22 protein-coding genes and 4 pseudogenes are annotated in these 20,933 nt (G+C 32.7%); 8 read left to right on the top strand and 18 right to left on the bottom strand.

Features of this window, described 5'->3' with window-relative positions; all coding sequences use genetic code 11:
- Positions 1-12: 12 nt before the first annotated feature.
- From AAHN00_RS14575 to AAHN00_RS14560, 4 genes and pseudogenes are all read right to left on the bottom strand, one after another.
- Positions 13-291, bottom strand: a pseudogene (locus AAHN00_RS14575) (efflux RND transporter permease subunit); the annotation flags it as partial.
- Positions 292-755: 464 nt separating this feature from the next.
- Positions 756-968, bottom strand: coding sequence for a hypothetical protein (locus AAHN00_RS14570; protein WP_342271698.1), 213 nt, complete (start codon positions 966-968; stop codon positions 756-758).
- A gap of 140 nt (positions 969-1,108) precedes the next feature.
- Complete coding sequence (locus AAHN00_RS14565; protein ID WP_342270912.1) at positions 1,109-2,293, bottom strand: IS3 family transposase; 1,185 nt, start codon at positions 2,291-2,293, stop codon at positions 1,109-1,111.
- Between the two features lie 83 nt (positions 2,294-2,376).
- Positions 2,377-2,562 (bottom strand): annotated as a pseudogene (locus tag AAHN00_RS14560) (transposase); the annotation flags it as partial.
- A 93-nt stretch (positions 2,563-2,655) separates the two neighbouring features.
- Here AAHN00_RS14560 and AAHN00_RS14555 point away from each other — a divergent pair.
- Positions 2,656-3,918 carry an IS256 family transposase gene (locus tag AAHN00_RS14555; protein ID WP_342271089.1) on the top strand — a complete coding sequence of 421 codons (1,263 nt, stop codon included), beginning with the start codon at positions 2,656-2,658 and terminating at the stop codon, positions 3,916-3,918.
- Here AAHN00_RS14555 and AAHN00_RS14550 read toward each other — a convergent pair.
- A complete protein-coding gene (locus AAHN00_RS14550; protein WP_342271697.1) occupies positions 3,887-4,636 on the bottom strand; it encodes an IS982 family transposase in 750 nt (249 codons plus the stop codon). The two genes, AAHN00_RS14555 and AAHN00_RS14550, sit on opposite strands and share 32 nt — an antisense overlap.
- 16 nt (positions 4,637-4,652) lie before the next feature.
- On the opposite strand from AAHN00_RS14550, the gene AAHN00_RS14545 reads away from it, so the two are divergent.
- The 3 genes from AAHN00_RS14545 (at position 4,653) to AAHN00_RS14535 (ending at position 6,983) form a co-directional block, all read left to right on the top strand.
- Complete coding sequence (locus AAHN00_RS14545; RefSeq protein ID WP_342271696.1) at positions 4,653-5,060, top strand: transposase; 408 nt, start codon at positions 4,653-4,655, stop codon at positions 5,058-5,060.
- A gap of 277 nt (positions 5,061-5,337) precedes the next feature.
- On the top strand, positions 5,338-5,571 hold the full coding sequence (locus AAHN00_RS14540; RefSeq protein ID WP_250310741.1) for a hypothetical protein: 234 nt from the start codon (positions 5,338-5,340) through the stop codon (positions 5,569-5,571).
- 215 nt (positions 5,572-5,786) lie between these two features.
- Positions 5,787-6,983 carry an IS66 family transposase gene (locus AAHN00_RS14535; RefSeq protein ID WP_342270935.1) on the top strand — a complete coding sequence of 399 codons (1,197 nt, stop codon included), beginning with the start codon at positions 5,787-5,789 and terminating at the stop codon, positions 6,981-6,983.
- Here AAHN00_RS14535 and tnpB read toward each other — a convergent pair.
- Complete coding sequence (gene tnpB, locus AAHN00_RS14530) at positions 6,980-7,333, bottom strand: IS66 family insertion sequence element accessory protein TnpB (RefSeq protein ID WP_341752109.1); 354 nt, start codon at positions 7,331-7,333, stop codon at positions 6,980-6,982. The genes AAHN00_RS14535 and tnpB overlap by 4 nt on opposite strands.
- Positions 7,321-7,746 (bottom strand): hypothetical protein, encoded by a 426-nt coding sequence (locus AAHN00_RS14525; RefSeq protein ID WP_342271013.1) that lies wholly within the window; start codon positions 7,744-7,746, stop codon positions 7,321-7,323. The genes tnpB and AAHN00_RS14525 overlap by 13 nt, the downstream gene beginning before the upstream one ends.
- A 64-nt stretch (positions 7,747-7,810) precedes the next feature.
- On the opposite strand from AAHN00_RS14525, the gene AAHN00_RS14520 reads away from it, so the two are divergent.
- Positions 7,811-8,410 carry an IS256 family transposase gene (locus AAHN00_RS14520; RefSeq protein WP_342271695.1) on the top strand — a complete coding sequence of 200 codons (600 nt, stop codon included), beginning with the start codon at positions 7,811-7,813 and terminating at the stop codon, positions 8,408-8,410.
- Positions 8,411-8,441: 31 nt separating this feature from the next.
- Here the strand turns inward: AAHN00_RS14520 and AAHN00_RS14515 are convergent.
- The 5 genes and pseudogenes from AAHN00_RS14515 to acnA all read right to left on the bottom strand — a co-directional run.
- A pseudogene (locus AAHN00_RS14515) lies at positions 8,442-9,389 on the bottom strand (efflux RND transporter permease subunit); the annotation flags it as partial.
- Between the two features lie 67 nt (positions 9,390-9,456).
- On the bottom strand, positions 9,457-10,116 hold the full coding sequence (locus AAHN00_RS14510) for an amino acid ABC transporter permease (protein ID WP_342271694.1): 660 nt from the start codon (positions 10,114-10,116) through the stop codon (positions 9,457-9,459).
- Between the two features lie 503 nt (positions 10,117-10,619).
- Entirely contained in the window at positions 10,620-11,450 is an 831-nt protein-coding gene (gene queF / locus AAHN00_RS14505; RefSeq protein ID WP_342271693.1) for an NADPH-dependent 7-cyano-7-deazaguanine reductase QueF, read from the bottom strand.
- Positions 11,450-11,806 (bottom strand): hypothetical protein, encoded by a 357-nt coding sequence (locus tag AAHN00_RS14500; RefSeq protein WP_342271692.1) that lies wholly within the window; start codon positions 11,804-11,806, stop codon positions 11,450-11,452. Before AAHN00_RS14500 ends, queF begins: the two co-directional genes overlap by 1 nt.
- Positions 11,799-14,456 (bottom strand): aconitate hydratase AcnA, encoded by a 2,658-nt coding sequence (acnA, locus tag AAHN00_RS14495; protein ID WP_342271691.1) that lies wholly within the window; start codon positions 14,454-14,456, stop codon positions 11,799-11,801. Before acnA ends, AAHN00_RS14500 begins: the two co-directional genes overlap by 8 nt.
- 404 nt (positions 14,457-14,860) lie before the next feature.
- On the opposite strand from acnA, the gene ccmA reads away from it, so the two are divergent.
- Entirely contained in the window at positions 14,861-15,463 is a 603-nt protein-coding gene (gene ccmA / locus AAHN00_RS14490; RefSeq protein WP_342271690.1) for a heme ABC exporter ATP-binding protein CcmA, read from the top strand.
- A 131-nt stretch (positions 15,464-15,594) separates the two neighbouring features.
- Here the strand turns inward: ccmA and AAHN00_RS14485 are convergent, their stop codons facing one another.
- Positions 15,595-15,789, bottom strand: a complete 195-nt coding sequence (locus AAHN00_RS14485) for a hypothetical protein (RefSeq protein WP_342271689.1) — start codon at positions 15,787-15,789, stop codon at positions 15,595-15,597.
- A gap of 399 nt (positions 15,790-16,188) precedes the next feature.
- Here AAHN00_RS14485 and AAHN00_RS14480 point away from each other — a divergent pair, with 399 nt between their 5' ends.
- Entirely contained in the window at positions 16,189-17,145 is a 957-nt protein-coding gene (locus tag AAHN00_RS14480) for a transposase (protein ID WP_342271688.1), read from the top strand.
- Between the two features lie 11 nt (positions 17,146-17,156).
- On the opposite strand, the pseudogene AAHN00_RS14475 reads toward AAHN00_RS14480, so the two are convergent.
- Positions 17,157-17,813, bottom strand: a pseudogene (locus AAHN00_RS14475) (IS256 family transposase); the annotation flags it as partial.
- 85 nt (positions 17,814-17,898) lie between these two features.
- On the opposite strand from AAHN00_RS14475, the gene AAHN00_RS14470 reads away from it, so the two are divergent.
- Positions 17,899-19,083, top strand: coding sequence for an IS3 family transposase (locus AAHN00_RS14470; RefSeq protein WP_342270912.1), 1,185 nt, complete (start codon positions 17,899-17,901; stop codon positions 19,081-19,083).
- Positions 19,084-19,086: 3 nt separating this feature from the next.
- Here the strand turns inward: AAHN00_RS14470 and AAHN00_RS14465 are convergent, their stop codons facing one another.
- The 4 genes from AAHN00_RS14465 to AAHN00_RS14450 form a co-directional block, all read right to left on the bottom strand.
- Complete coding sequence (locus AAHN00_RS14465) at positions 19,087-19,254, bottom strand: hypothetical protein (RefSeq protein WP_342271687.1); 168 nt, start codon at positions 19,252-19,254, stop codon at positions 19,087-19,089.
- Positions 19,175-19,336 (bottom strand): hypothetical protein, encoded by a 162-nt coding sequence (locus AAHN00_RS14460; RefSeq protein ID WP_342271266.1) that lies wholly within the window; start codon positions 19,334-19,336, stop codon positions 19,175-19,177. The genes AAHN00_RS14465 and AAHN00_RS14460 overlap by 80 nt, the downstream gene beginning before the upstream one ends.
- A 20-nt stretch (positions 19,337-19,356) precedes the next feature.
- Positions 19,357-20,004, bottom strand: a complete 648-nt coding sequence (locus AAHN00_RS14455; RefSeq protein ID WP_342270936.1) for a transposase — start codon at positions 20,002-20,004, stop codon at positions 19,357-19,359.
- 130 nt (positions 20,005-20,134) lie between these two features.
- Positions 20,135-20,881 (bottom strand): transposase, encoded by a 747-nt coding sequence (locus tag AAHN00_RS14450; protein ID WP_342271686.1) that lies wholly within the window; start codon positions 20,879-20,881, stop codon positions 20,135-20,137.
- Positions 20,882-20,933 lie beyond the last annotated feature (52 nt).

Genomic DNA, 20,933 nt, shown 5'->3' with positions numbered 1-20,933 from the left:
ATTTTTTCAGTCCATTATAGCATCATCTACTACCAAGCCAATAGCTAATATCATTGCTAAAAGGGTAAATATATTGATAGAAAATCCTAAATAATACATAACAATAAATGTACCAATTAATGATATCGGAACAGTTACAAATGGTATGAGGGTGATTTTTACTGATGCCAAGAACAGATATATTACTACCATAACCAAAACTAATGCTTCCATGATAGTGAAGAATACTGATCTGATTGAAGCCCTAACTGGAATTGATGAATCATGGGCTATATCAATTGTTATACCTTTGGCTCTGTACAAATAAGTGTGTAAATTTTTCAAAGGTTATATAAAAAATATAATATAACAAAAGGAGAAATTATAATGCACCAAAAACAAAATGAAGCAATGAATCAAGCGATAGATTTATAGTCACCTTTTTGGTTAAAACCCCCAGCTTCAGCTGGGAAAGACTTCAGTCCTTGTTCTAATATTTCAATTCACTATAACTTGAATATATGATATTTTAATATACATAAGAGCAAGCTCTTATGTATATTAAAATATCATATATGACAGATTATAACAAGACTAGCCACACTGTATTTTACCATCGCTTTCATGTTGTTTGGATCACTAAATATCGCTACAAAAGTATTGCAGGGTAACTTATAAGAATTAGGATCAGAGAGACAGCACAGGCATTAGTAATATCTCTTTAGAGTAATAGCGACTTCCAGTCTAGATATCAACCCACCAGCTTCAGCTGGTTGTTATTGAGTAATAAATAATGATACAGATATATCAACATTACTTAAAGAGGATGGTTTATTGTCCCACTTTGGGAGAAAAACCCCGCACTTGCAGTGCGTCGTTTCAACATAAATTTTAAATATCTTATCAAGAAAAGATAGGATATTTTTTAACAAAATCTTACACTTCACAGATATATTTTTTTGTGTTGTGACACTTTCTAAATGAGCCATACACAAATAGTTTCTAACTTTTAAGTTAGTACATACATGAGGCATTCATGCCGTAATATTAAGCTCTGCACTTGCAGGAAACTGGACTGATTTTTCAAGACAAATTTTTCACTAATTTTGTTTCCCATTTTACATAATTTTTAAGCTGCATTTTGTAAGTAATCAAGATACACGTTCATCGGTTTTTTATAACCAATACTTGAATGGAATCTTTGATTGTTATATTTATCCATGTATTTATCAATACCATCTTTAAGTTCTGCGATATTTTTAAAATCATTTATAAATATACAATTATATTTTAAAGTTCTAAAAAATCTTTCAATCACAATATTATCAATGCTTCTACCCTTACCGTTCATTGAGATTTGTATATTATTCTCTTTTAGAATTCCCGTATGCTCATGTCCAGTATATTGACTACCCTGATCACTATTGAATATTTGTGGTGCAGGGTATTTATTCAGTGCATCTTTTAATACATCGGTTACAAGTGATGCATCCATAGAATTAGATACTTTATAACTTAGTATTGCCTTACTATGCCAATCTATAATCGCCACAAGATACATAAATCCTCCGTTAGTTCTAATATAAGTAATGTCACCACTCCACACTTGATTAACATAAGGTACATGAATAGTTCTATTCGTTCCTGATTTGTGCCAGTACGGCTCAAGCAAATAGCTATAAATTTTATGTTGACCATCCTTCACAGAAGTAGATTGCTTTTTATGAGGATGAATAGCTTCTATACCCATTATTCCCATATATTTAAGCACCCTATCTCTGCCCACATTAAAGCCGTCTTCCAATAATTGTTTGTATATATAACGATAACCATACTCAGGGTTATCCGTATATATTTCATCTATTCTATTTAAAATATCAAGATTATATAAGCTCATTACTTTAGCTTTATAATATACTCCAGATCTGCTTATCTTTAATAGTTCACATTGCCTTGTCTTTGCTAACGTACTCAGCTTGGGGTCGACAAGACTTTTCTTATTTGATAAGTCCAAGCTGTTTAGCTTTCCCACCGCCCAGTCCCTCTCGACTGTAGCCTTACCTAATGCTTTTGCAAGTTCATCGTTTTGATTCTTAAGTTCACTAATCTGCCCTTTGTACTCACTAACAGCTTTTGCTGGCTCAAATGCCAATGACGCATTATCTAAAAATTGTCGTTTCCAGTTTTGCATAGTTTTAGCCGTTACTTCATATTTGACCGATAACTGACCTATTGTTGATTCTTCTTTTAACATCTCTAATACTATTTTAGTTTTTGCTTCTGCACTAAAATTTTTAATTTGTTTTTTACCCATTTGTTTCTCTTTAATTTTATTTATTATTCTATACTTATTGAGAAACAAAAATACCTGCTTCTTTGTCTAATTTTTTCAGTCCATTATAGGTTGAGATTGTTTAATTTTCCAAAAGCTACAGAAATTTTATTAGGTTTGAAAACATAGGCAAGTAGCCCAGCTAATACATTAGTTTGAAAATTCATAACAGATCTATGCCTTGTATGGTCTATATGAAAAAGGTTTTTCAATTGATCATTAATGGTTTCAATAATGTGCCTTTTATTTAAAAACTGGAGTCTGTCCTATAGTTTGTGTAAGTTGCAAAGAAAGCAGTAAGAGATTACTGTAAAAAAAGTAACTTAAGCAAGCAAGGAGGAATTATGGCTAAAAAATTAGATACAGATAAAGATACATTAGACATCAGTAATCAGCTAGTAGAAGAATTATTATCAAAAGCAGATCCATCGGAGTTATTTGGTCGAGATGGTTTATTTCAACAGCTAAAGAAGCAAATAGTTGAGAAAATATTAGCAAGTGAGTTGGATCATGAATTAGGATATTCAAAACATAGCAAGATGCCAAAAGTAGATAATAATCGTCGTAATGGTAGCTATGAGAAGACAGTAATTGATGGGGATGGTCGTAAGCTGACAGTAGAAGTACCAAGAGATCGGGAAGGAGAGTATAATCCTCAATTAATACCAAAAGGGCTGAGGAGATTTAATGGATTTGATGAGAAAGTGATATCCCTTTATGGTCGCGGTATGACAGTCAGCGAGATCCGAGGGCATTTAGAAGAAATATATCAAACTGATGTATCTGGTGACTTGATATCCACCATAACAGATGGGGTGATAGAAGAAGTAACTAGGTGGCAAAATCGTTGTTTAGATAGGGTGTATCCAATATTATACTTGGACTGTATCTATGTAAAATCTAGAGACAATCACATAGTAATAAATAAAGCAGTATATTTAGCACTTGCTGTAAATATAGAAGGGAAAAAGGAGTTACTTGGCATTTGGATAGGCAAAAATGAAGGTGCTAAATTTTGGATGCAAGTAGTTACTGAGTTAAAGAATCGAGGAATTGAACAAATTTATGTTGCTTGTGTGGATGGTTTAAAGGGCTTTCCAGAAGCTATAAGCAGTGTATTCCCGAGTACTATAGTACAATTATGTATTGTACATATGGTTCGCAATTCAGTAAAGTATGTGTCATATAAAGATTTAAAAGAGGTCACATCAGATCTAAAACAAATTTATACAGCTAATAATGACGAAATGGCACGTTTAAAACTTCAGCAATTTGGTGTAAAATGGGATAAAAAATATCCGGTAATTTCTGATATTTGGCAACGTAATTGGTCTGGGATAATACCGTTTTTTGCCTTTCCTGAAGAGATCAGAAAGGTAATTTATACTACTAACACTATAGCATCTGTAAATCGTCAAATTAGAAAAATTATCAAAAATAAGGGGGTGTTTCCAGATGATAAGTCAATTCAAAAAATAATATTTTTATCCCTACAAAATGCAGCCAAAAAATGGACCATGCCTATTAAAGATTGGTCTTTAGCTTTAAATCAATTTGAAATACTTTGTGGAGATTTTAAATATGATTTATTGGAAAATAAAAAATGAACTTACACAAATTAAATGATTGACTCAAAAACTGCTTTTTAATAGGATCTATTATTCTTTCTTTCATATTACTTTTAATTTTTGTTATTAGTTCTAAACCTTGATTAGCAAGGGATTGAGTGAGTTTTTTACTGATATACCCACGATCACCAAAAAGCCAGCCTTGTAATTTATCTACTAAATTTTCCACCACTGCTCTATCACCGACATTTCCAGGAGTTAAAGAAAAACTCATAATCTCTCCGCAACTGTTAATGACAATATGTAGCTTACAGCCAAAGAACCACCCAGTGGAAGTCTTACCTCTTTTTGCTATGTCTTTGAATACTTTATGTCTATTAATTCTTAAATTATGGCAAGCAGGAAGTTTAGTAGAGTCGATATAATATTGACCAGTTTGTTTTCCTGTTAGGCTTTTTAGCAGTAACACCATGGGCATGAAGCTCATTGGCATTAACTGAACAAAACGACTATAGCTCACAAGTTTTGGAAATTCCTTTCTATAACTTTGGCATAGGCAGCATAAATAAAAATCTTTAAAGGTACGGTAGTGACTCAAGTGAAACATTACTATAATAGTAATAATCTCTGAGAGTCCTATACTGCAGCCCACTTTACGCTTACGGTTAGGATTTGGTAATATATATTTATTTCGCTCCGTATCAAAATGCTTGCAAAAATCATCAATTAAGCAGAAAATCTCCGTAAGAGGGATCATAATATATTCTCCAATTTTGTCATTATTATTAGAGAACTTTATAATCCCTCCCTTCTTAATTTTCAAATGTTCTTTCTTACGTCAAACTCAGGTTAAAATAATATCATTATACGCTAAAGGAATGAGCTTATCTGATATTAAGATTCAAATGCAAGAATTGTATGGAGCTGACGTTAGCGAAAGTTTGATAAGTCAAATTACTGATGATGTAATTGAGGATGTCAAGATATGGCAAAGCCGACCATTGGATCGAGTATATGCTATAGTATTTTTTGACTGTTTAGTAGTAAAAGTACGTCAAGATAAACGAATTATCAATAAGTCTGTATATGTAGCATTAGGTATTGATTTATCTGGAAGGAAGGATATTTTAGGATTGTGGATCAATGAAAATGAAGGGTATACTTGCAGCAAAACTGCGTAACACTATCTAATTTTTTTGCTAGTATGAATTTATTGTATAAATTTGGGTTTCTACTATGCAAATATCACCGATTAATCAAAACTTACGCTATGTTTTATGATAAGTGGCTTTGTACTGAGATATTATTAAAATTCTTTACTATGAAAAAATGGCTTTCAGCCAAGGTTTTTAGTCATACTTGAGATAACATAGCGTAAGTTTTGTAATAAAAACTAGTTGAAAAAGTACCAGTTATATTATAACATTTGAAATATTAATAATAATGATAATTAATCAAATGAAAAAACCAAAAGTAGCGACCTTAAGTGCTGAAGAACGAGAAGAACTAATACAACATGTCAAGGAAAGTTCATTAACGGGAGATGAACAGCAAACGATAGTAGAACTTGTGAAATTTTGTAATGAGCTAATAGACAAGCTAGCATCATCAAATATCAGTATAAATAAGCTTAAGGAAATGCTGATTGGTTTTAAGGCAGATAACAAAAAAAAGATAGTTCAGATTCATTAAAAGAACCGCCAAGTGAATCTGATAACGGGAATGGTGGTAATGAAGAAGAGTGCGATAAGCCCAAAAAGATAGATCGTAGTAATTGGCAAGGTAAATATGGGTTTGATGATTATAAGGATGCGAATACCAGCTATTTAACTCCTGAGAATTTTTGTAGTGGTGATAGCTGTCCTCACTGTTGTAATGGCAAACTATATAATAGTGAAGCTAGAAAATTGCTACAATTTACAGGTAATGCTCCAATTACAGTCAACAGATATGTAAAGAAAACGCTACGTTGTAATGCTTGTGATTATATAGTTATGAACAATAAAAATATCAACAAATGGACAAATAGTAGCAGAAGTGCAATAGTGTTACAAAAGACCTATGGTACTCCTTTCTACCGTTTATCTAGGCTGCAAAGTTTAAGTGGTGTTCCTGTGGCATATAGCTCGCTCTGGCAACAATATTTAGATGTTTGGCAAGAAGGTGGTGGAGCTGAAATTTACGGGGTATTATTGGAAATGGCTGCCGAATGTAGTTCACTGAACCTTGATGATACTAGAGCTAGGATTTTAGAAATTACTATAGCCAATAAGAAATTACGTACTCAAAATAAGAAAGGACGCAGCTGTTATACTACTACAATATGTGCTAAGACTGCAAATAATGAGGTGATAGTTTTATATTTTACCGGTAATAGGCATGGTGGAGAAAATATAGGTAACGTACTAAAGAATCGTAAGAATAGAACAGATTCTATCCAATTAATGACTGACGCAAGTAACAATAATAACCCGGTATTATCAGAAGCAGATCAAGAATTACTGGCAATAATAGTGATGATCAATTGTTTGTCACATGGTCAGAGAAAATTTACAGAGAATGAACTATATTACCCTGAAGAATGCGGATATTTTCTCAAACAAACACGAGGGATTTACCACAATGAACATCAATGTAAAGAGATGAGTCCTGAAGAAAAACTTGGGTATCATCAGGAACATAGCAGTAAATATATAGAAAACATATATAACAAAATAGACGAATTATTTAACGACAAGAAAGTTGAGCCTAATAGTAGGCTTGGACAAGCTATGAAATATTGGATAAATAATAAAGAAGGTTTGACCCAATTTTTAAAAATCCCAGTTAGCAATCTTGATAATAATTGGGCTGAGAGATCACTGCGTACCATTATTTTACAAAGGAAGAATTCATTATTCTTTAAAACAATCAATAGTGCTGAGATACATAGTGGTCTGTATAGTATAGTAAAGACTTGTAGTGAGAACGAGATCAATGCCTTTAAATATTTAAATTGGCTACAAGAGCAGAGTAGCAAAGCAAAGAAGCGTCCTGCGAATTATACGCCTTTTGCCTATGCAAGATATATGAATAATACGGAATTAATCGAGACAGCAGCTTAAACGACAGGAAGCCAATCATTAGAGAATTTGGCAGAACTAGGATCACCATTATGAATAAGAATGTGTAAGGTTCTATAACAAATTTGATAAGATGAATTATCAGATGGGAAAAGTTTTGCGGTAAATTTACCTTTGGATAGGCGTTTAGAGCATAGCCAAAAGCCTTGACCGTCAAAGGACAAAATTTTAATGGCAGTTCTGTTTTTATTATAGAATAAAAACAAGGAACCATTAAGAGGGTCAGAAGAAAGTTTTTGTCTACAAACAGCGATTAAGCCATCGATACCCTTGCGAAAATCGATGGCAATAGTGGCAACAAAAATAACTGACGCCGGGGTTAGTTGCAGCATAAAAATGTCTGAATTATGGTTTTTGGTTCTAGTGTTTGGATAATAAGTTTGGTACCATTTGGTTTAATAATGTGACAAGTATAGTGATTTTGTTTGGGGGCAGCTACAGGATCGGTATCTATAGAATTTAATAGTTGAAATGGGAGAAAATTAATATTTTGTTGTAGAGCTTGATTTGAAGTTGAGACAGGAGAAGTTTTGAGGGTAGGCTCATGGGCTTTTTTAATTGAACTGATTGTTGCTTTATTAATATTAAGATGTTTAGCTATCTCTTGGTAAGAATAATGATGGAGTAATTGGTAAACTAATTCCTTTAGATGGTTTGGTATAGGATCAAACTTATTAGTTTTAGTTTGACGCCAGGCTTTAAATTGCTGAGCTACTTGCTCAATAGTAATTGATGGTATTTGCATAGTATGAAACCCAAATGTATAAAAAATTCATACTAGCAAAAACATTAGATAAAGTTATGCAGTTTTGCTGCAGGTATACAATGAAGGAGCGAAATTTTGGCTTGGTAATTTTACTGAGATGAAGAACAGAGGTATGCAAGACATGCTTATTGCTTGCAGTGATAATTTAACCGGTATGTCTGAGGCAATAGAAGCAGTTTTTCCGAAAACCGAACATCAATTATGTATTGTACATCAGATTAGAAATAGTTTAAAATATGTATCATATAAAGACCGAAAAGAATTAGCGGCTGATTTAAAGCCTATATATACTGCTAGCACAGAGGAAGAAGCACATCTTGCTTTAGAATCTTTTGAAGCTAAATGGAGTAAACAGTATCCACAAATTGCTAAATCTTGGTATGTTCATTGGGAAAATTTAATGATTTTTCTAGGATACCCTGAGGCGATAAGGAAAGTAATATACACAACTAATAGTGTAGAATCTGTCAATAGCCAATTACGTAAGGTTACTAAGAATAAACGGGTTTTTCCAAATGATAATGCCGTTTTTAAGACCTTGTATTTGGCAATTGATTATATGACCAAGAAATGGGTTATGCCGATTCCAAACTGGAACGCAGCTATGGCTCACTTTTTGATAAAATTTGAAGGTAGAATTTAAGCCCTATGAAAAATTTACACACTTAATTAGAAAGGCTCATACCTTTAGGTAGATTTTTTTTTATTTTATCTAGTGAATATCTAACCTCTTTGGATAAATCAAGTATGTTTGCCTTCGATTGTTTTATAAGACCAAGTGCTATCGAGTTTTTTCCGTTATATCTAAAAATTACCTCAGTATCTGGAGGGGCTAAATATATTTTAGCAATATCTCGTAACTTTAATATATTAGCATCTTTCACTTTTAGTATAATTTTTTCAAACTCTTCCGGTTTACTTAAAGAGCCATCTAATCTTACAGTAAAATCACGTGCAGCTGTTTTAATAGTTCCTGCTGGATAATAGATATTTTGTTTTTTTATAGCACTCTCCATTTCTAACACTGACATTTTATGCTGATATAATTTTACCGGGTCTGGTTCTATACGCATAGAGTACTCTTTAGCACCATATATCTCAACCTGACCTATTGTTTCAAGTTTTTCTAAAATGGTTTTTACGCTATCTTGAACAATTTGGGTTAATTGTAAATCATCATATACATCACTACTGATACTTAAATACAAACTAGGGAAATTATCTTCATCCATCTTAGCAACATAAGGCATGCTCATACCTTGGGGGAATATGGAACTTATATTAGAAATTTTAGACCTAATATCGTTTAAGGCTGTTTCTATATCAGCCGATGATAGAAATATTAAAGTAATATGACTGCTACCTGTAGAGCTTTGTGAAGTGATAGTATCAAGGTTCTTGACAGTTTTTAGTGCTTTCTCAATACGAGTTGTTATCTCTTTCTCCATATAAAGAGCATCTGCCCCAGGGTAATTTGCATATACTGTTATTACAGGAAAAGAAATATCGGGAATACCCCTAATTTGCAGTTTAGTAAGAAATACCGCCCCTAAAATAACAACCACTAGACTCAATACTGTTGCAAATACTGGACGTTTTATACATATTTCACTTAAGTACATATTATAAATAAATCCTACTTATGCAAATTTGGGATAAGAATTTGTCAATTCTTATCCCAAATTGGGGTTACTCCACTCCAATTACTAGTCTTTTTTCAATAATTTTAGCTAATTTACTGATAATTATTACCATAACATAGTAACAAAGTCCTGCTATTAACATAGGGGTAAAATAAGTATAACTTTCAAGCGATACTAACTGAGCTCTACGCATTAAATCCATTTCACCGATCATTGATATAATCGATGATTCTTTGATTAAATTAATAAGCTCATTAACCAGTGAAGGTAAGATATTTTTTATGGCTTGGGGCAAGATAATATCTTTCATCATTAATCTCTCGGGTATAGCTAATGCTTTAGCTGCCTCAATCTGTCCTTTATCAACACTATTAATTCCAGCTCTAATTATTTCCGAAACATATGCCCCGGAGTTTAATGAGAAAGCTATGCTACCAGCAACAAAGACACCAAGCTTAATGCCAATTACACTAGGTAAAGCAAAATAAATTATGCTAAGTTGTATAAGTAACGGAGTACCACGAAAAACAGATGTATAGAAATTAGCAAACAGTCTTAACGCACAACTTTTACTTACCTTACAAATTGCTAGTAAGATACCAATAATCAACCCTAATAACACTGAAACTATACTGTATTTCAGTGTTACTACCATCCCTTGCATAATAAAATATATAGAAGAAAAATCAAGTAATTGCTCAAACATCTAACACTCTTAAATAACCTCAATTTTGGAATTGTTCCAAACTTACTACCTATTCAAATTTTCGTATATTACGAGCAACCTCAATGGAAGAATTCATCATATTAGTACAATATATTTCAAACATTTTCCGCTGTAACAAAGCTAAATCTGGTAACCCCTTACATTTTAACAAATCTTTAGTAAGTACAACATTCTCCTGGATCCCTTTACTCATCGATGATAAGAGTTGATTAAATATATCTTCGGTTACTCTAATACGACTATTAACAACTGCTAAATTTTTAGAAATTGCAGAATTTACTATATCAGTATACTCTTTTGATAATCTCGATAATTAACTAACCAAATTGTCTATTGTTTCAGATTTCATTTCAGAACTATCTGAATTGTCCTTTAATTGAATATCCGGGGGTAGTTTTTTATTTGAGTTTAACTTATTTTTGCCCATATTTTCTCCATTTTAATATAAATATACTCTAAATTGATACTACCACTAAGCATTATTATTGACGAATATGTCTTATATTATTAAGTTTTGTAACCTCTAGGCTGCAATTGGAGCGTATAGGGTTAATATCTATGCCACCACGTCTTGTATATCTCGCATAAACAGTTAATTGATCGGGAGTACAAAACTTATTAATATCACAAAAAATACGCTCAACGCATTGTTCATGAAATTCATTATGATTACGGAATGATACAAAATATTTTAATAAAGAACTATGGTCAATTTTTTTGCCTCTATAACTAATTTGTACTGATGCCCAATCTGGCTGGTTAGTAACTAAACAATTCGATTTTAGCAAATTAGAATATAGCACCTCATCTACTACTTGCGTATTGTCTTCAGATAATTTTGGCAAATTTTGACTAGTCTCAAAACTAGTAATTGTCACCTCCAGTTTATCCAAATTTATGCCTGAAAAGGACTGTAGCTTTATTCCCTCATATGATTCTAAATCTTTTATAGAAACAGTTACAGGTGCTTGAAATACCAAACTTAAGTCCTTTGCAATTAATTCTTTTACTTGGTCTCTATTATCAAACTTAGTATTATTAAAAGAATTTAAATAAAGCTTTAGTGATTTTGATTCTACAATATTAGGCGACTCACAACTTACCATGAACTCCAATATTTTTACTTCAGGTTTACCACTTGGGCTTAGCCAAGAAACTTCATAACAATTCCAAATGTCAAATCCATTAAACGGCAAAGAACCTACTATCTGTAAGCTATCTCTAGCAAATTTACGACTGATTGGGTGTAGTAAACTATTGTCATACAAATCTGCATATTTAGTTTGCTTTCCAAGTACGGTTTCAAGAAACATTATTTTATCCAGTAAGTCATATAGTTTGGGTGTTCTGTACCATTCAACAAATATTTGAGTCCTATAGCGATTCTTAATATAAACCAAACAAACAAGCATGCGTATAACACCGGACCAATTAGTATTATAGTGGTTATTATAGATATCATCATACCCACAAATCCCATCCAGAAAGTACGCCATATGAAAATATAATGACTGGCTAAATATTTATTTTTAATATCCTTATTAATATATGCAAAAACTGCTCCAATAATAGGTAATAACGGTGCAACTACTCCGCACAGAAATAATATATAAATTACTATAAGGTTTGTTTTTCCTGCCTTTATATATTTCTTAATCTCCTTATCCATGTTCATCTCTTAAATTTCTAACTACTAGATGCATTATACTACCATGTTTTATATAGTCTATCTCATTATCTGTGAAAACTTGTAATATTACTTTAATAGTCTCAACTATACCACTTTTTCTCTTTATGATACAATTAAGTTGCTCATAAGATCTTATTTCATTACTCAGACCGGTAATAGTAACATACTCAGAACCATCAAGTTTTAAATCATTTACCGTACAAGAAGTGAGTACAAGCGGTAACACCCCCATACCAACCAAATTTGACCGATGAATTCTTTCAAAACTTTCAGCAATTACCGCTTTTACTCCTAGTAAACTAGTACCTTTTGCTGCCCAATCTCTTGATGAACCAGAACCATATTCTTTACCTGCGAAAATTACTAAAGGAATAGAATGAGCCTTATAATCCTGAGCTGCATCATAAATACTCATTTGTTGACCATCTAGTTGATTGATTGTTATTCCCCCATCAATTCCAGGACACATAGCATTTTTAATTCTATTATTAGCAAAAGTACCGCGCATCATTACTTGATGATTGCCACGCCGTGATCCATAAGAATTGAAATCGATAGGTAGAATGCCATGCTCAGTTAAATACTTAGCAGCAGGACTTGTTTTACTAATATTGCCGGCTGGAGATATATGATCAGTAGTAATAGAATTGCCAAAAATAGCTAATATTCTAGCAGATTCTATATTGTGCAAGTTACTAGATATATGTTCAATACCTTCAAAATAAGGAGGATTGTTGATATAAGTACTATCTTTACTCCAATTATAAGTATCAGTTTTAGTTACTTTAATATCTTGCCACTCTTTATTACCTAAAAATACTTCACTATATTTGTCTTTGAACATTTTAGAGTTAATAGATTGATCTATTAACTCTTTTATTTCTTGGTGGGTTGGCCAAATATCCTTAAGATATATATCCTTACCATTATGACCTTTACCTATCACGTCAGTTTCAAGATCAATGTTCATAGTACCTGCTAGGGCATAAGCAACGACTAAGGGAGGAGAAGCCAAATAACTAGCTATTGTTAAAGGGTGTACCCTGCCCTCAAAATTTCTGTTACCAGATAATACCGAAGCAACGACCAGATTGTTCCTAGAAATAGTCTCTTCTATTTCCGGCAGAAGTGAACCAGAATTGCCGATGCAAGTAGTACAACCATAGCCGACAAGATTAAAACCTAAATGATTTAGGTACTGGTCAAGTCCACTTTTTTTCAGATATTCCGTTACTACTTTTGAACCAGGGGCCAATGAAGTCTTAACCCACGGTTTTTTCATCAACCCAAGTTCTACTGCTTTCTTAGCAAGCAAGCCTGCTCCAATCATCACAGTAGGATTCGAAGTATTTGTACAGCTTGTGATTGCAGCTATTACGACATCGCCATGACCTATACTATATTGCTCATCAACAGGGTACTTTTTATCAATATCAACATCACCTCTAGTTAGAGAAGGTAGTTCAGTTTTAAAATTACTAGCGACATTTTTTAGGTTAACCCGATCTTGCGGTCGTCTTGGTCCCGCTAAGGAAGTTTCGATAGTAGACAAATCCAGCTCTAATGTGTCAGTATATTTTGGAGTAATTGTCGATTCATACCATAATGACTGTAGCTTAGCATATTGCTCTACTAATTTTATATGATTTGCATCTCTAGCCGTCAAATTAAGATATTTTATAGTCTCATTATCAATTGGGAAGAACCCACAAGTAGCACCATATTCAGGTGCCATATTTGATATAGTTGCCCTATCTGCCAATGTCAGCGAATCTAGCCCATCTCCATAAAATTCAACAAATTTGCCAACGACATTTTTCTTTCTTAGCATTTGAGTAACTGTTAGCACCAAATCTGTAGCAGTAATCATTCCCTTTAAAGAGCCAGTTAACTTAAAGCCAATTACCTCTGGTAAAATCATTGATAAAGGTTGACCGAGCATTGCCGCCTCAGCCTCAATTCCCCCAACTCCCCAACCAAGAACTGCTAAACCATTAATCATCGTAGTATGACTATCTGTGCCAACTAATGTATCCGGATAAGCGAAAGTTACACCATTTTGTTGTTTGCTCCACACAACATTGGCTAAATATTCCAAATTAACTTGATGACAGATTCCTGTTCCTGGAGGTACTACTCTAAAATTATCAAATGCTTCTTGCCCCCATTTCAAAAATTCATAACGCTCTAGATTCCGTGCTACTTCCATTTTGACATTCTTAGCAAACGCATCACTTGTTCCATAATAATCAACTTGTACAGAATGATCTATGACAAGGTCAACCGGGATCAGAGGATTAATCTTTAATGGATTACCCCCTAGTTTTTTTATAGCATCACGCATAGCAGCCAAATCAACAATAGCAGGAACTCCAGTAAAATCCTGCATTAGTACCCTAGCCGGCATAAACGGTATCTCAGCGTCAGATTTTCTAGCCTTAAGCCATTCTTTAAATAGTAACAAGTTTTCTTTATTACCAGTTAGACGAAGGACATTTTCAAATAATATCCTTAAGCTATAAGGTAGATGCTTTAACTCAAGATTAATATCACTTGCCGCTTTATTTATATCAAAAATTTTATAAAGATTATCTCCTACAGATATTTCTTTAAGATAATCAGGATTCATTCCCGTTCCTCCAATTTTTTTAATCATTAGGGTTTACGCGAATTTGGTATAAGAATTGACAAATTCTTATACCAAATTCGGTGAAATTATCGAAACAATCAGATTTGAGACGGCTCTGCATCTGATTGTTAAATTAATATTTTGCTAAAAATATGATTTTAAAAAATTAAAATCATGTTTTTAGCTTTAGAAAGGTTTAAAATGCATTTGCAAAACCGCTTTAAGAATGCATTTTTCCTTATATTAAAGGCAATTCGAGATAAGGATTAACTAATTCTTATCCCGAATTGCCATACTTTGAGTATACACTTAAAAATACCTACCACTAAGCCTTTCATTTAACTTAACTTGAAAAAATAAATATTTGAAGTAAATTATATAAAAAATTTCTTAGAATCGTATAAATGCTGTCATTTGAACAACTCACTCTTATTATAGACGAAAAAACTATCTTCACTAATATTAGTATGACTTTTTTACCATCATCTATAGTTTATTTACAGGGAGCAAATGGTTGCGGGAAGACTTCACTACTTAGAATTGTAGCTAATATACAAAATCCAACAAGTGGCAATGTTTTGTATAGATCATTGAACTGTAAATATTTAAAGAAACCTTATTGTAATTATATTGGACATAATCTTGGATTAAAATCCCAAATAACTGTATTAGAGTATCTAAAATTTTGGTCTACAATTTATGATTCCCTTGAAGCTTTAGAATCTTCGATATACTATTTCAAGTTACATAATATTTTGCATGAGAAATGTTACAAGCTGTCTGCTGGTAACCAAAAGAAAGTTGCCTTAGCAAAACTCATTGCTTGCCAGTCAAATTTATGGCTATTAGATGAAGTAGAAGCAAACCTAGATCAAGAAAACAAAGAATTACTATATAACTTGATTATTTTGAAAGCAAATAATGGTGGAGTTATTGTGGGCACCTCCCACTCTAATATAGATATTAAGACAGCACAAATAATCAATTTTAAGGATTATAATTGTTAGACCTTAGTAACCTTAATTCGATATAAGAATTAATAATTCTTATATCGAATTGGCTTCTTATAATGAAAAATGCACTCTTGAAGCGGCTGGCACGAATGCATTTCAATCTATTACCGCTAATAATTTTATTTTTATAAGTATAAAGTCCGTCCGCCAAAAATATTTAAAGCCCCCCATAATCTATGATTGAATAAAATTTTTACAAAAAAAATTCTAATATTTGCACTAAAATTAAAAATTGTTTTCAATTTTATTGTCCCACTTTGGGAGAAAAACCCCGCACTTGCAGTGCGTCGTTTCAACATAAATTTTAAATATCTTATCAAGAAAAGATAGGATATTTTTTAACAAAATCTTACACTTCACAAATATATTCTTTTTGTGTTGTGACACTTTCTAAATGAGCCATACACAAATAGTTTCTAACTTTTAAGTTAGTACATACATGAGGCATTCATGCCGTAATATTAAGCTCTGCACTTGCAGTGCAGAGTGGTTAACTGAAAAATTTCTGTTTTAGTAAAATTTTTACATGAGCTTATTGTTAACGATTTTTTTAATCGTTTAGCAAGTTTTTTAATGATAATTTTTTTATGTAGAGTTAGGCATGATGTGTAAATGATTGGCAATACATCGTAAATTCAAACCTATAGCAGAGATTATTGCAGGAGTTTCGCACTTAGCAAAAAATATGTTAATCTAGCAAGAAAGAGTTTTAGTTAAGCATGGCAAGATCAAAATGTAGCAAAGACTTATATAAATCATTTTTACAAGCAAGTAGCGTAAGATATAGTGGTAAAGCATTATCTGAAGTAAGTCCAATAAACCTATCTCATGATAGTGCAAGTCGATGGTTAAATAGTAAGGATTTCCGCCCTAGCGGGATCTACAGAGAAGTGTCAAAATATATTGATAGGGAAGCTTCTTGTTTATTAGTGGGAGATGACACGTTATTGTCAAAGCAATACAGTAAGAAAATTGAGCTTGTACATTATCAATATTCTGGAGCTGTACATGATGTTATACCTGGTATAGGGATGGTCAACTTACTGCATTACAATGCTAAAACTGATCAATCTACCCCTGTAGATTATAGAATATATGATAAAGAAACTGATGGAAAAACAAAGAATGAGCATTTTTGTGATATGCTTACTTTAGCTAAGGAAAGAGGGATCAATCCTGATGCAGTAGTAATGGATGCGTGGTATAGCGGTTTGGAGAATTTGAAACATATACGTAATTTAGGTTGGACATGGGTTAGTAACCTAAGAAAAAATAGAAAAGTTAATCATAATGTTAGCTTAGAAAGTTTAGAGATTCCTGATGAGGGACTAAAAATTCACCTACGTGGATACGGTTGGGTTACGGTATTTAAGTTTGTGGCAAAAAATGGTCGCATTGATTACATAACAACTAACTTAGAAAATCCAACACGTGAACAAATAGAGAAAATTGTTAAGGCACGGTGGTCTATAGAAGTTTATCATCGAGAATTAAAACAAACTTGTGGTATTGAACGCTGTCAGGCACGCACGGGTCGAGCTCAGAGAAATCATATTTGCCTTGCTGTATTTGCTTGGCTCGATATGAACAAAAGGAGGATAAATGAAAAAATTACTTTATATCAACAAACTTGGGAAGTTATAAAAACATCAATTCAGAACGAGTCAATCATTTAATTTGTGTAAGTTCATTTTTTATTTTCCAATAAATCATATTTAAAATCTCCACAAAGTATTTCAAATTGATTTAAAGCTAAAGACCAATCTTTAATAGGCATGGTCCATTTTTTGGCTGCATTTTGTAGGGATAAAAATATTATTTTTTGAATTGACTTATCATCTGGAAACACCCCCTTATTTTTGATAATTTTTCTAATTTGACGATTTACAGATTCTATAGTGTTAGTAGTATAAATTACCTTTCTGATCTCTTCAGGAAAGGCAAAAAACGGTATTATCCCAGACCAATTACGTTGCCAAATATCAGAAATTACCGGATATTTTTTATCCCATTTTACACCAAATTGCTGAAGTTTTAAACGTGCCATTTCGTCATTATTAGCTGTATAAATTTGTTTTAGATCTGATGTGACCTCTTTTAAATCTTTATATGACACATACTTTACTGAATTGCGAACCATATGTACAATACATAATTGTACTATAGTACTCGGGAATACACTGCTTATAGCTTCTGGAAAGCCCTTTAAACCATCCACACAAGCAACATAAATTTGTTCAATTCCTCGATTCTTTAACTCAGTAACTACTTGCATCCAAAATTTAGCACCTTCATTTTTGCCTATCCAAATGCCAAGTAACTCCTTTTTCCCTTCTATATTTATAATGGACTGAAAAAATTAGACAAAGAAGCAGGTATTTTTGTTTCTCAATAAGTATAGAATAATAAATAAAATTAAAGAGAAACAAATGGGTAAAAAACAAATTAAAAATTTTAGTGCAGAAGCAAAAACTAAAATAGTATTAGAGATGTTAAAAGAAGAATCAACAATAGGTCAGTTATCGGTCAAATATGAAGTAACGGCTAAAACTATGCAAAACTGGAAACGACAATTTTTAGATAATGCGTCATTGGCATTTGAGCCAGCAAAAGCTGTTAGTGAGTACAAAGGGCAGATTAGTGAACTTAAGAATCAAAACGATGAACTTGCAAAAGCATTAGGTAAGGCTACAGTCGAGAGGGACTGGGCGGTGGGAAAGCTAAACAGCTTGGACTTATCAAATAAGAAAAGTCTTGTCGACCCCAAGCTGAGTACGTTAGCAAAGACAAGGCAATGTGAACTATTAAAGATAAGCAGATCTGGAGTATATTATAAAGCTAAAGTAATGAGCTTATATAATCTTGATATTTTAAATAGAATAGATGAAATATATACGGATAACCCTGAGTATGGTTATCGTTATATATACAAACAATTATTGGAAGACGGCTTTAATGTGGGCAGAGATAGGGTGCTTAAATATATGGGAATAATGGGTATAGAAGCTATTCATCCTCATAAAAAGCAATCTACTTCTGTGAAGGATGGTCAACATAAAATTTATAGCTATTTGCTTGAGCCGTACTGGCACAAATCAGGAACGAATAGAACTATTCATGTACCTTATGTTAATCAAGTGTGGAGTGGTGACATTACTTATATTAGAACTAACGGAGGATTTATGTATCTTGTGGCGATTATAGATTGGCATAGTAAGGCAATACTAAGTTATAAAGTATCTAATTCTATGGATGCATCACTTGTAACCGATGTATTAAAAGATGCACTGAATAAATACCCTGCACCACAAATATTCAATAGTGATCAGGGTAGTCAATATACTGGACATGAGCATACGGGAATTCTAAAAGAGAATAATATACAAATCTCAATGAACGGTAAGGGTAGAAGCATTGATAATATTGTGATTGAAAGATTTTTTAGAACTTTAAAATATAATTGTATATTTATAAATGATTTTAAAAATATCGCAGAACTTAAAGATGGTATTGATAAATACATGGATAAATATAACAATCAAAGATTCCATTCAAGTATTGGTTATAAAAAACCGATGAACGTGTATCTTGATTACTTACAAAATGCAGCTTAAAAATTATGTAAAATGGGAAACAAAATTAGTGAAAAATTTGTCTTGAAAAATCAGTCCAGTTTCATTTACAGCAAGTGCTAAATATACTGCTTTATTTATTGTCCCACTTTGGGAGAAAAACCCCGCACTTGCAGTGCGTCGTTTCAACATAAATTTTAAATATCTTATCAAGAAAAGATAGGATATTTTTTAACAAAATCTTACACTTCACAGATATATTTTTTTGTGTTGTGACACTTTCTAAATGAGCCATACACAAATAGTTTCTAACTTTTAAGTTAGTACATACATGAGGCATTCATGCCGTAATATTAAGCTCTGCACTTGCAGTGCAGAGTGGTTAACTACTATGTGATTGTCTCTAGATTTTACATAGATACAGTCCAAGTATAATATTGGATACACCCTATCTAAACAACGATTTTGCCACCTAGTTACTTCTTCTATCACCCCATCTGTTATGGTGGATATCAAGTCACCAGATACATCAGTTTGATATATTTCTTCTAAATGCCCTCGGATCTCGCTGACTGTCATACCGCGACCATAAAGGGATATCACTTTCTCATCAAATCCATTAAATCTCCTCAGCCCTTTTGGTATTAATTGAGGATTATACTCTCCTTCCCGATCTCTTGGTACTTCTACTGTCAGCTTACGACCATCCCCATCAATTACTGTCTTCTCATAGCTACCATTACGACGATTATTATCTACTTTTGGCATCTTGCTATGTTTTGAATATCCTAATTCATGATCCAACTCACTTGCTAATATTTTCTCAACTATTTGCTTCTTTAGCTGTTGAAATAAACCATCTCGACCAAATAACTCCGATGGATCTGCTTTTGATAATAATTCTTCTACTAGCTGATTACTGATGTCTAATGTATCTTTATCTGTATCTAATTTTTTAGCCATAATTCCTCCTTGCTTGCTTAAGTTACTTTTTTTACAGTAATCTCTTACTGCTTTCTTTGCAACTTACACAAACTATAGGACAGACTCTTCAGAACAACATTAGATGCCTTTTAGCTGATTCGCAATTTTGCTAACTGCGAAACTCCTGTATTGGATTGATCACATCTCCTATCACACCCTTCAAGAAGTTTCTGCCCATCCTGCCATATTGTTTCAAATGCCCTATTATTGGTTCTATAGCACTGCGTCTCCTGATCATACACTTGTCTTCTTTCAATAACTTTTTCCGAGTTTTTGGGGTATATACCTTACTCTTCTCTTTAACATTGCTGCCAGTATAACCAAGATCAACAAACGATTTTTTTATCTTTATTCCAGTTACATTTTCTACCGCTTCAAAACTCTGCTGCAATGTATGACCATCATAAGGATTATTATGAAACGATTTTGCTGACAGTACAAAATTTCTACGACCACTGACTACTACCGCAACTTTATTGCCAAACTCATATGGCTTGTTTCGTTTTCCCTTCACTATACACTCTACCTCAGGGGCATGAAAACTATACAATATTTTATTCTGTTCTTTGTATTGCTTTTTCTCTTCTCTTTTTAAAACAGATTGGCTATGTATTTGTTTTACTTTTTTCAATACTTCTTGATCTCTGATAGATAAGTTTAATTTCTGATTTTTTATCTCACGCTCACATATTCTAACCAAACGACCAAGTAACGTTTTTAAATGCTTCATTATTTTCCAACGCTTCTTGGCTTTGCTATGCTCTTTATACTTCCAGAGCTTTATTGTCCCACTTTGGGAGAAAAACCCCGCACTTGCAGTGCGTCGTTTCAACATAAATTTTAAATATCTTATCAAGAAAAGATAAGATAAGATAAGATAAGATATTTTTTAACAAAATCTTACACTT

The organism is Candidatus Tisiphia endosymbiont of Parasteatoda lunata, from assembly GCF_964030955.1.
Lineage (GTDB): Bacteria > Pseudomonadota > Alphaproteobacteria > Rickettsiales > Rickettsiaceae > Tisiphia.
This window is presented reverse-complemented; position numbering and strand designations above follow the sequence as displayed.

Bases quoted from the DNA above. Each gene is read 5' to 3' on its own strand.
- AAHN00_RS14555 (WP_342271089.1), top strand. From the start codon at position 2,656: ATGGCTAAAAAATTAGATACAGATAAAGATACATTAGACATCAGTAAT.
- AAHN00_RS14470 (WP_342270912.1), top strand. From the start codon at position 17,899: ATGGGTAAAAAACAAATTAAAAATTTTAGTGCAGAAGCAAAAACTAAA.
- AAHN00_RS14570 (WP_342271698.1), bottom strand. From the start codon at position 968: ATGGCTCATTTAGAAAGTGTCACAACACAAAAAAATATATCTGTGAAG.
- ccmA (WP_342271690.1), top strand. From the start codon at position 14,861: ATGCTGTCATTTGAACAACTCACTCTTATTATAGACGAAAAAACTATC.
- tnpB (WP_341752109.1), bottom strand. From the start codon at position 7,333: ATGCTGCAACTAACCCCGGCGTCAGTTATTTTTGTTGCCACTATTGCC.
- acnA (WP_342271691.1), bottom strand. From the start codon at position 14,456: ATGAATCCTGATTATCTTAAAGAAATATCTGTAGGAGATAATCTTTAT.
- AAHN00_RS14550 (WP_342271697.1), bottom strand. From the start codon at position 4,636: ATGATCCCTCTTACGGAGATTTTCTGCTTAATTGATGATTTTTGCAAG.
- AAHN00_RS14480 (WP_342271688.1), top strand. From the start codon at position 16,189: ATGGCAAGATCAAAATGTAGCAAAGACTTATATAAATCATTTTTACAA.
- AAHN00_RS14525 (WP_342271013.1), bottom strand. From the start codon at position 7,746: ATGCAAATACCATCAATTACTATTGAGCAAGTAGCTCAGCAATTTAAA.
- AAHN00_RS14455 (WP_342270936.1), bottom strand. From the start codon at position 20,004: ATGGCTAAAAAATTAGATACAGATAAAGATACATTAGACATCAGTAAT.
- AAHN00_RS14510 (WP_342271694.1), bottom strand. From the start codon at position 10,116: ATGTTTGAGCAATTACTTGATTTTTCTTCTATATATTTTATTATGCAA.
- AAHN00_RS14565 (WP_342270912.1), bottom strand. From the start codon at position 2,293: ATGGGTAAAAAACAAATTAAAAATTTTAGTGCAGAAGCAAAAACTAAA.
- queF (WP_342271693.1), bottom strand. From the start codon at position 11,450: ATGTTTCTTGAAACCGTACTTGGAAAGCAAACTAAATATGCAGATTTG.
- AAHN00_RS14500 (WP_342271692.1), bottom strand. From the start codon at position 11,806: ATGGATAAGGAGATTAAGAAATATATAAAGGCAGGAAAAACAAACCTT.
- AAHN00_RS14460 (WP_342271266.1), bottom strand. From the start codon at position 19,336: ATGGCTCATTTAGAAAGTGTCACAACACAAAAAAATATATCTGTGAAG.
- AAHN00_RS14540 (WP_250310741.1), top strand. From the start codon at position 5,338: ATGAAAAAACCAAAAGTAGCGACCTTAAGTGCTGAAGAACGAGAAGAA.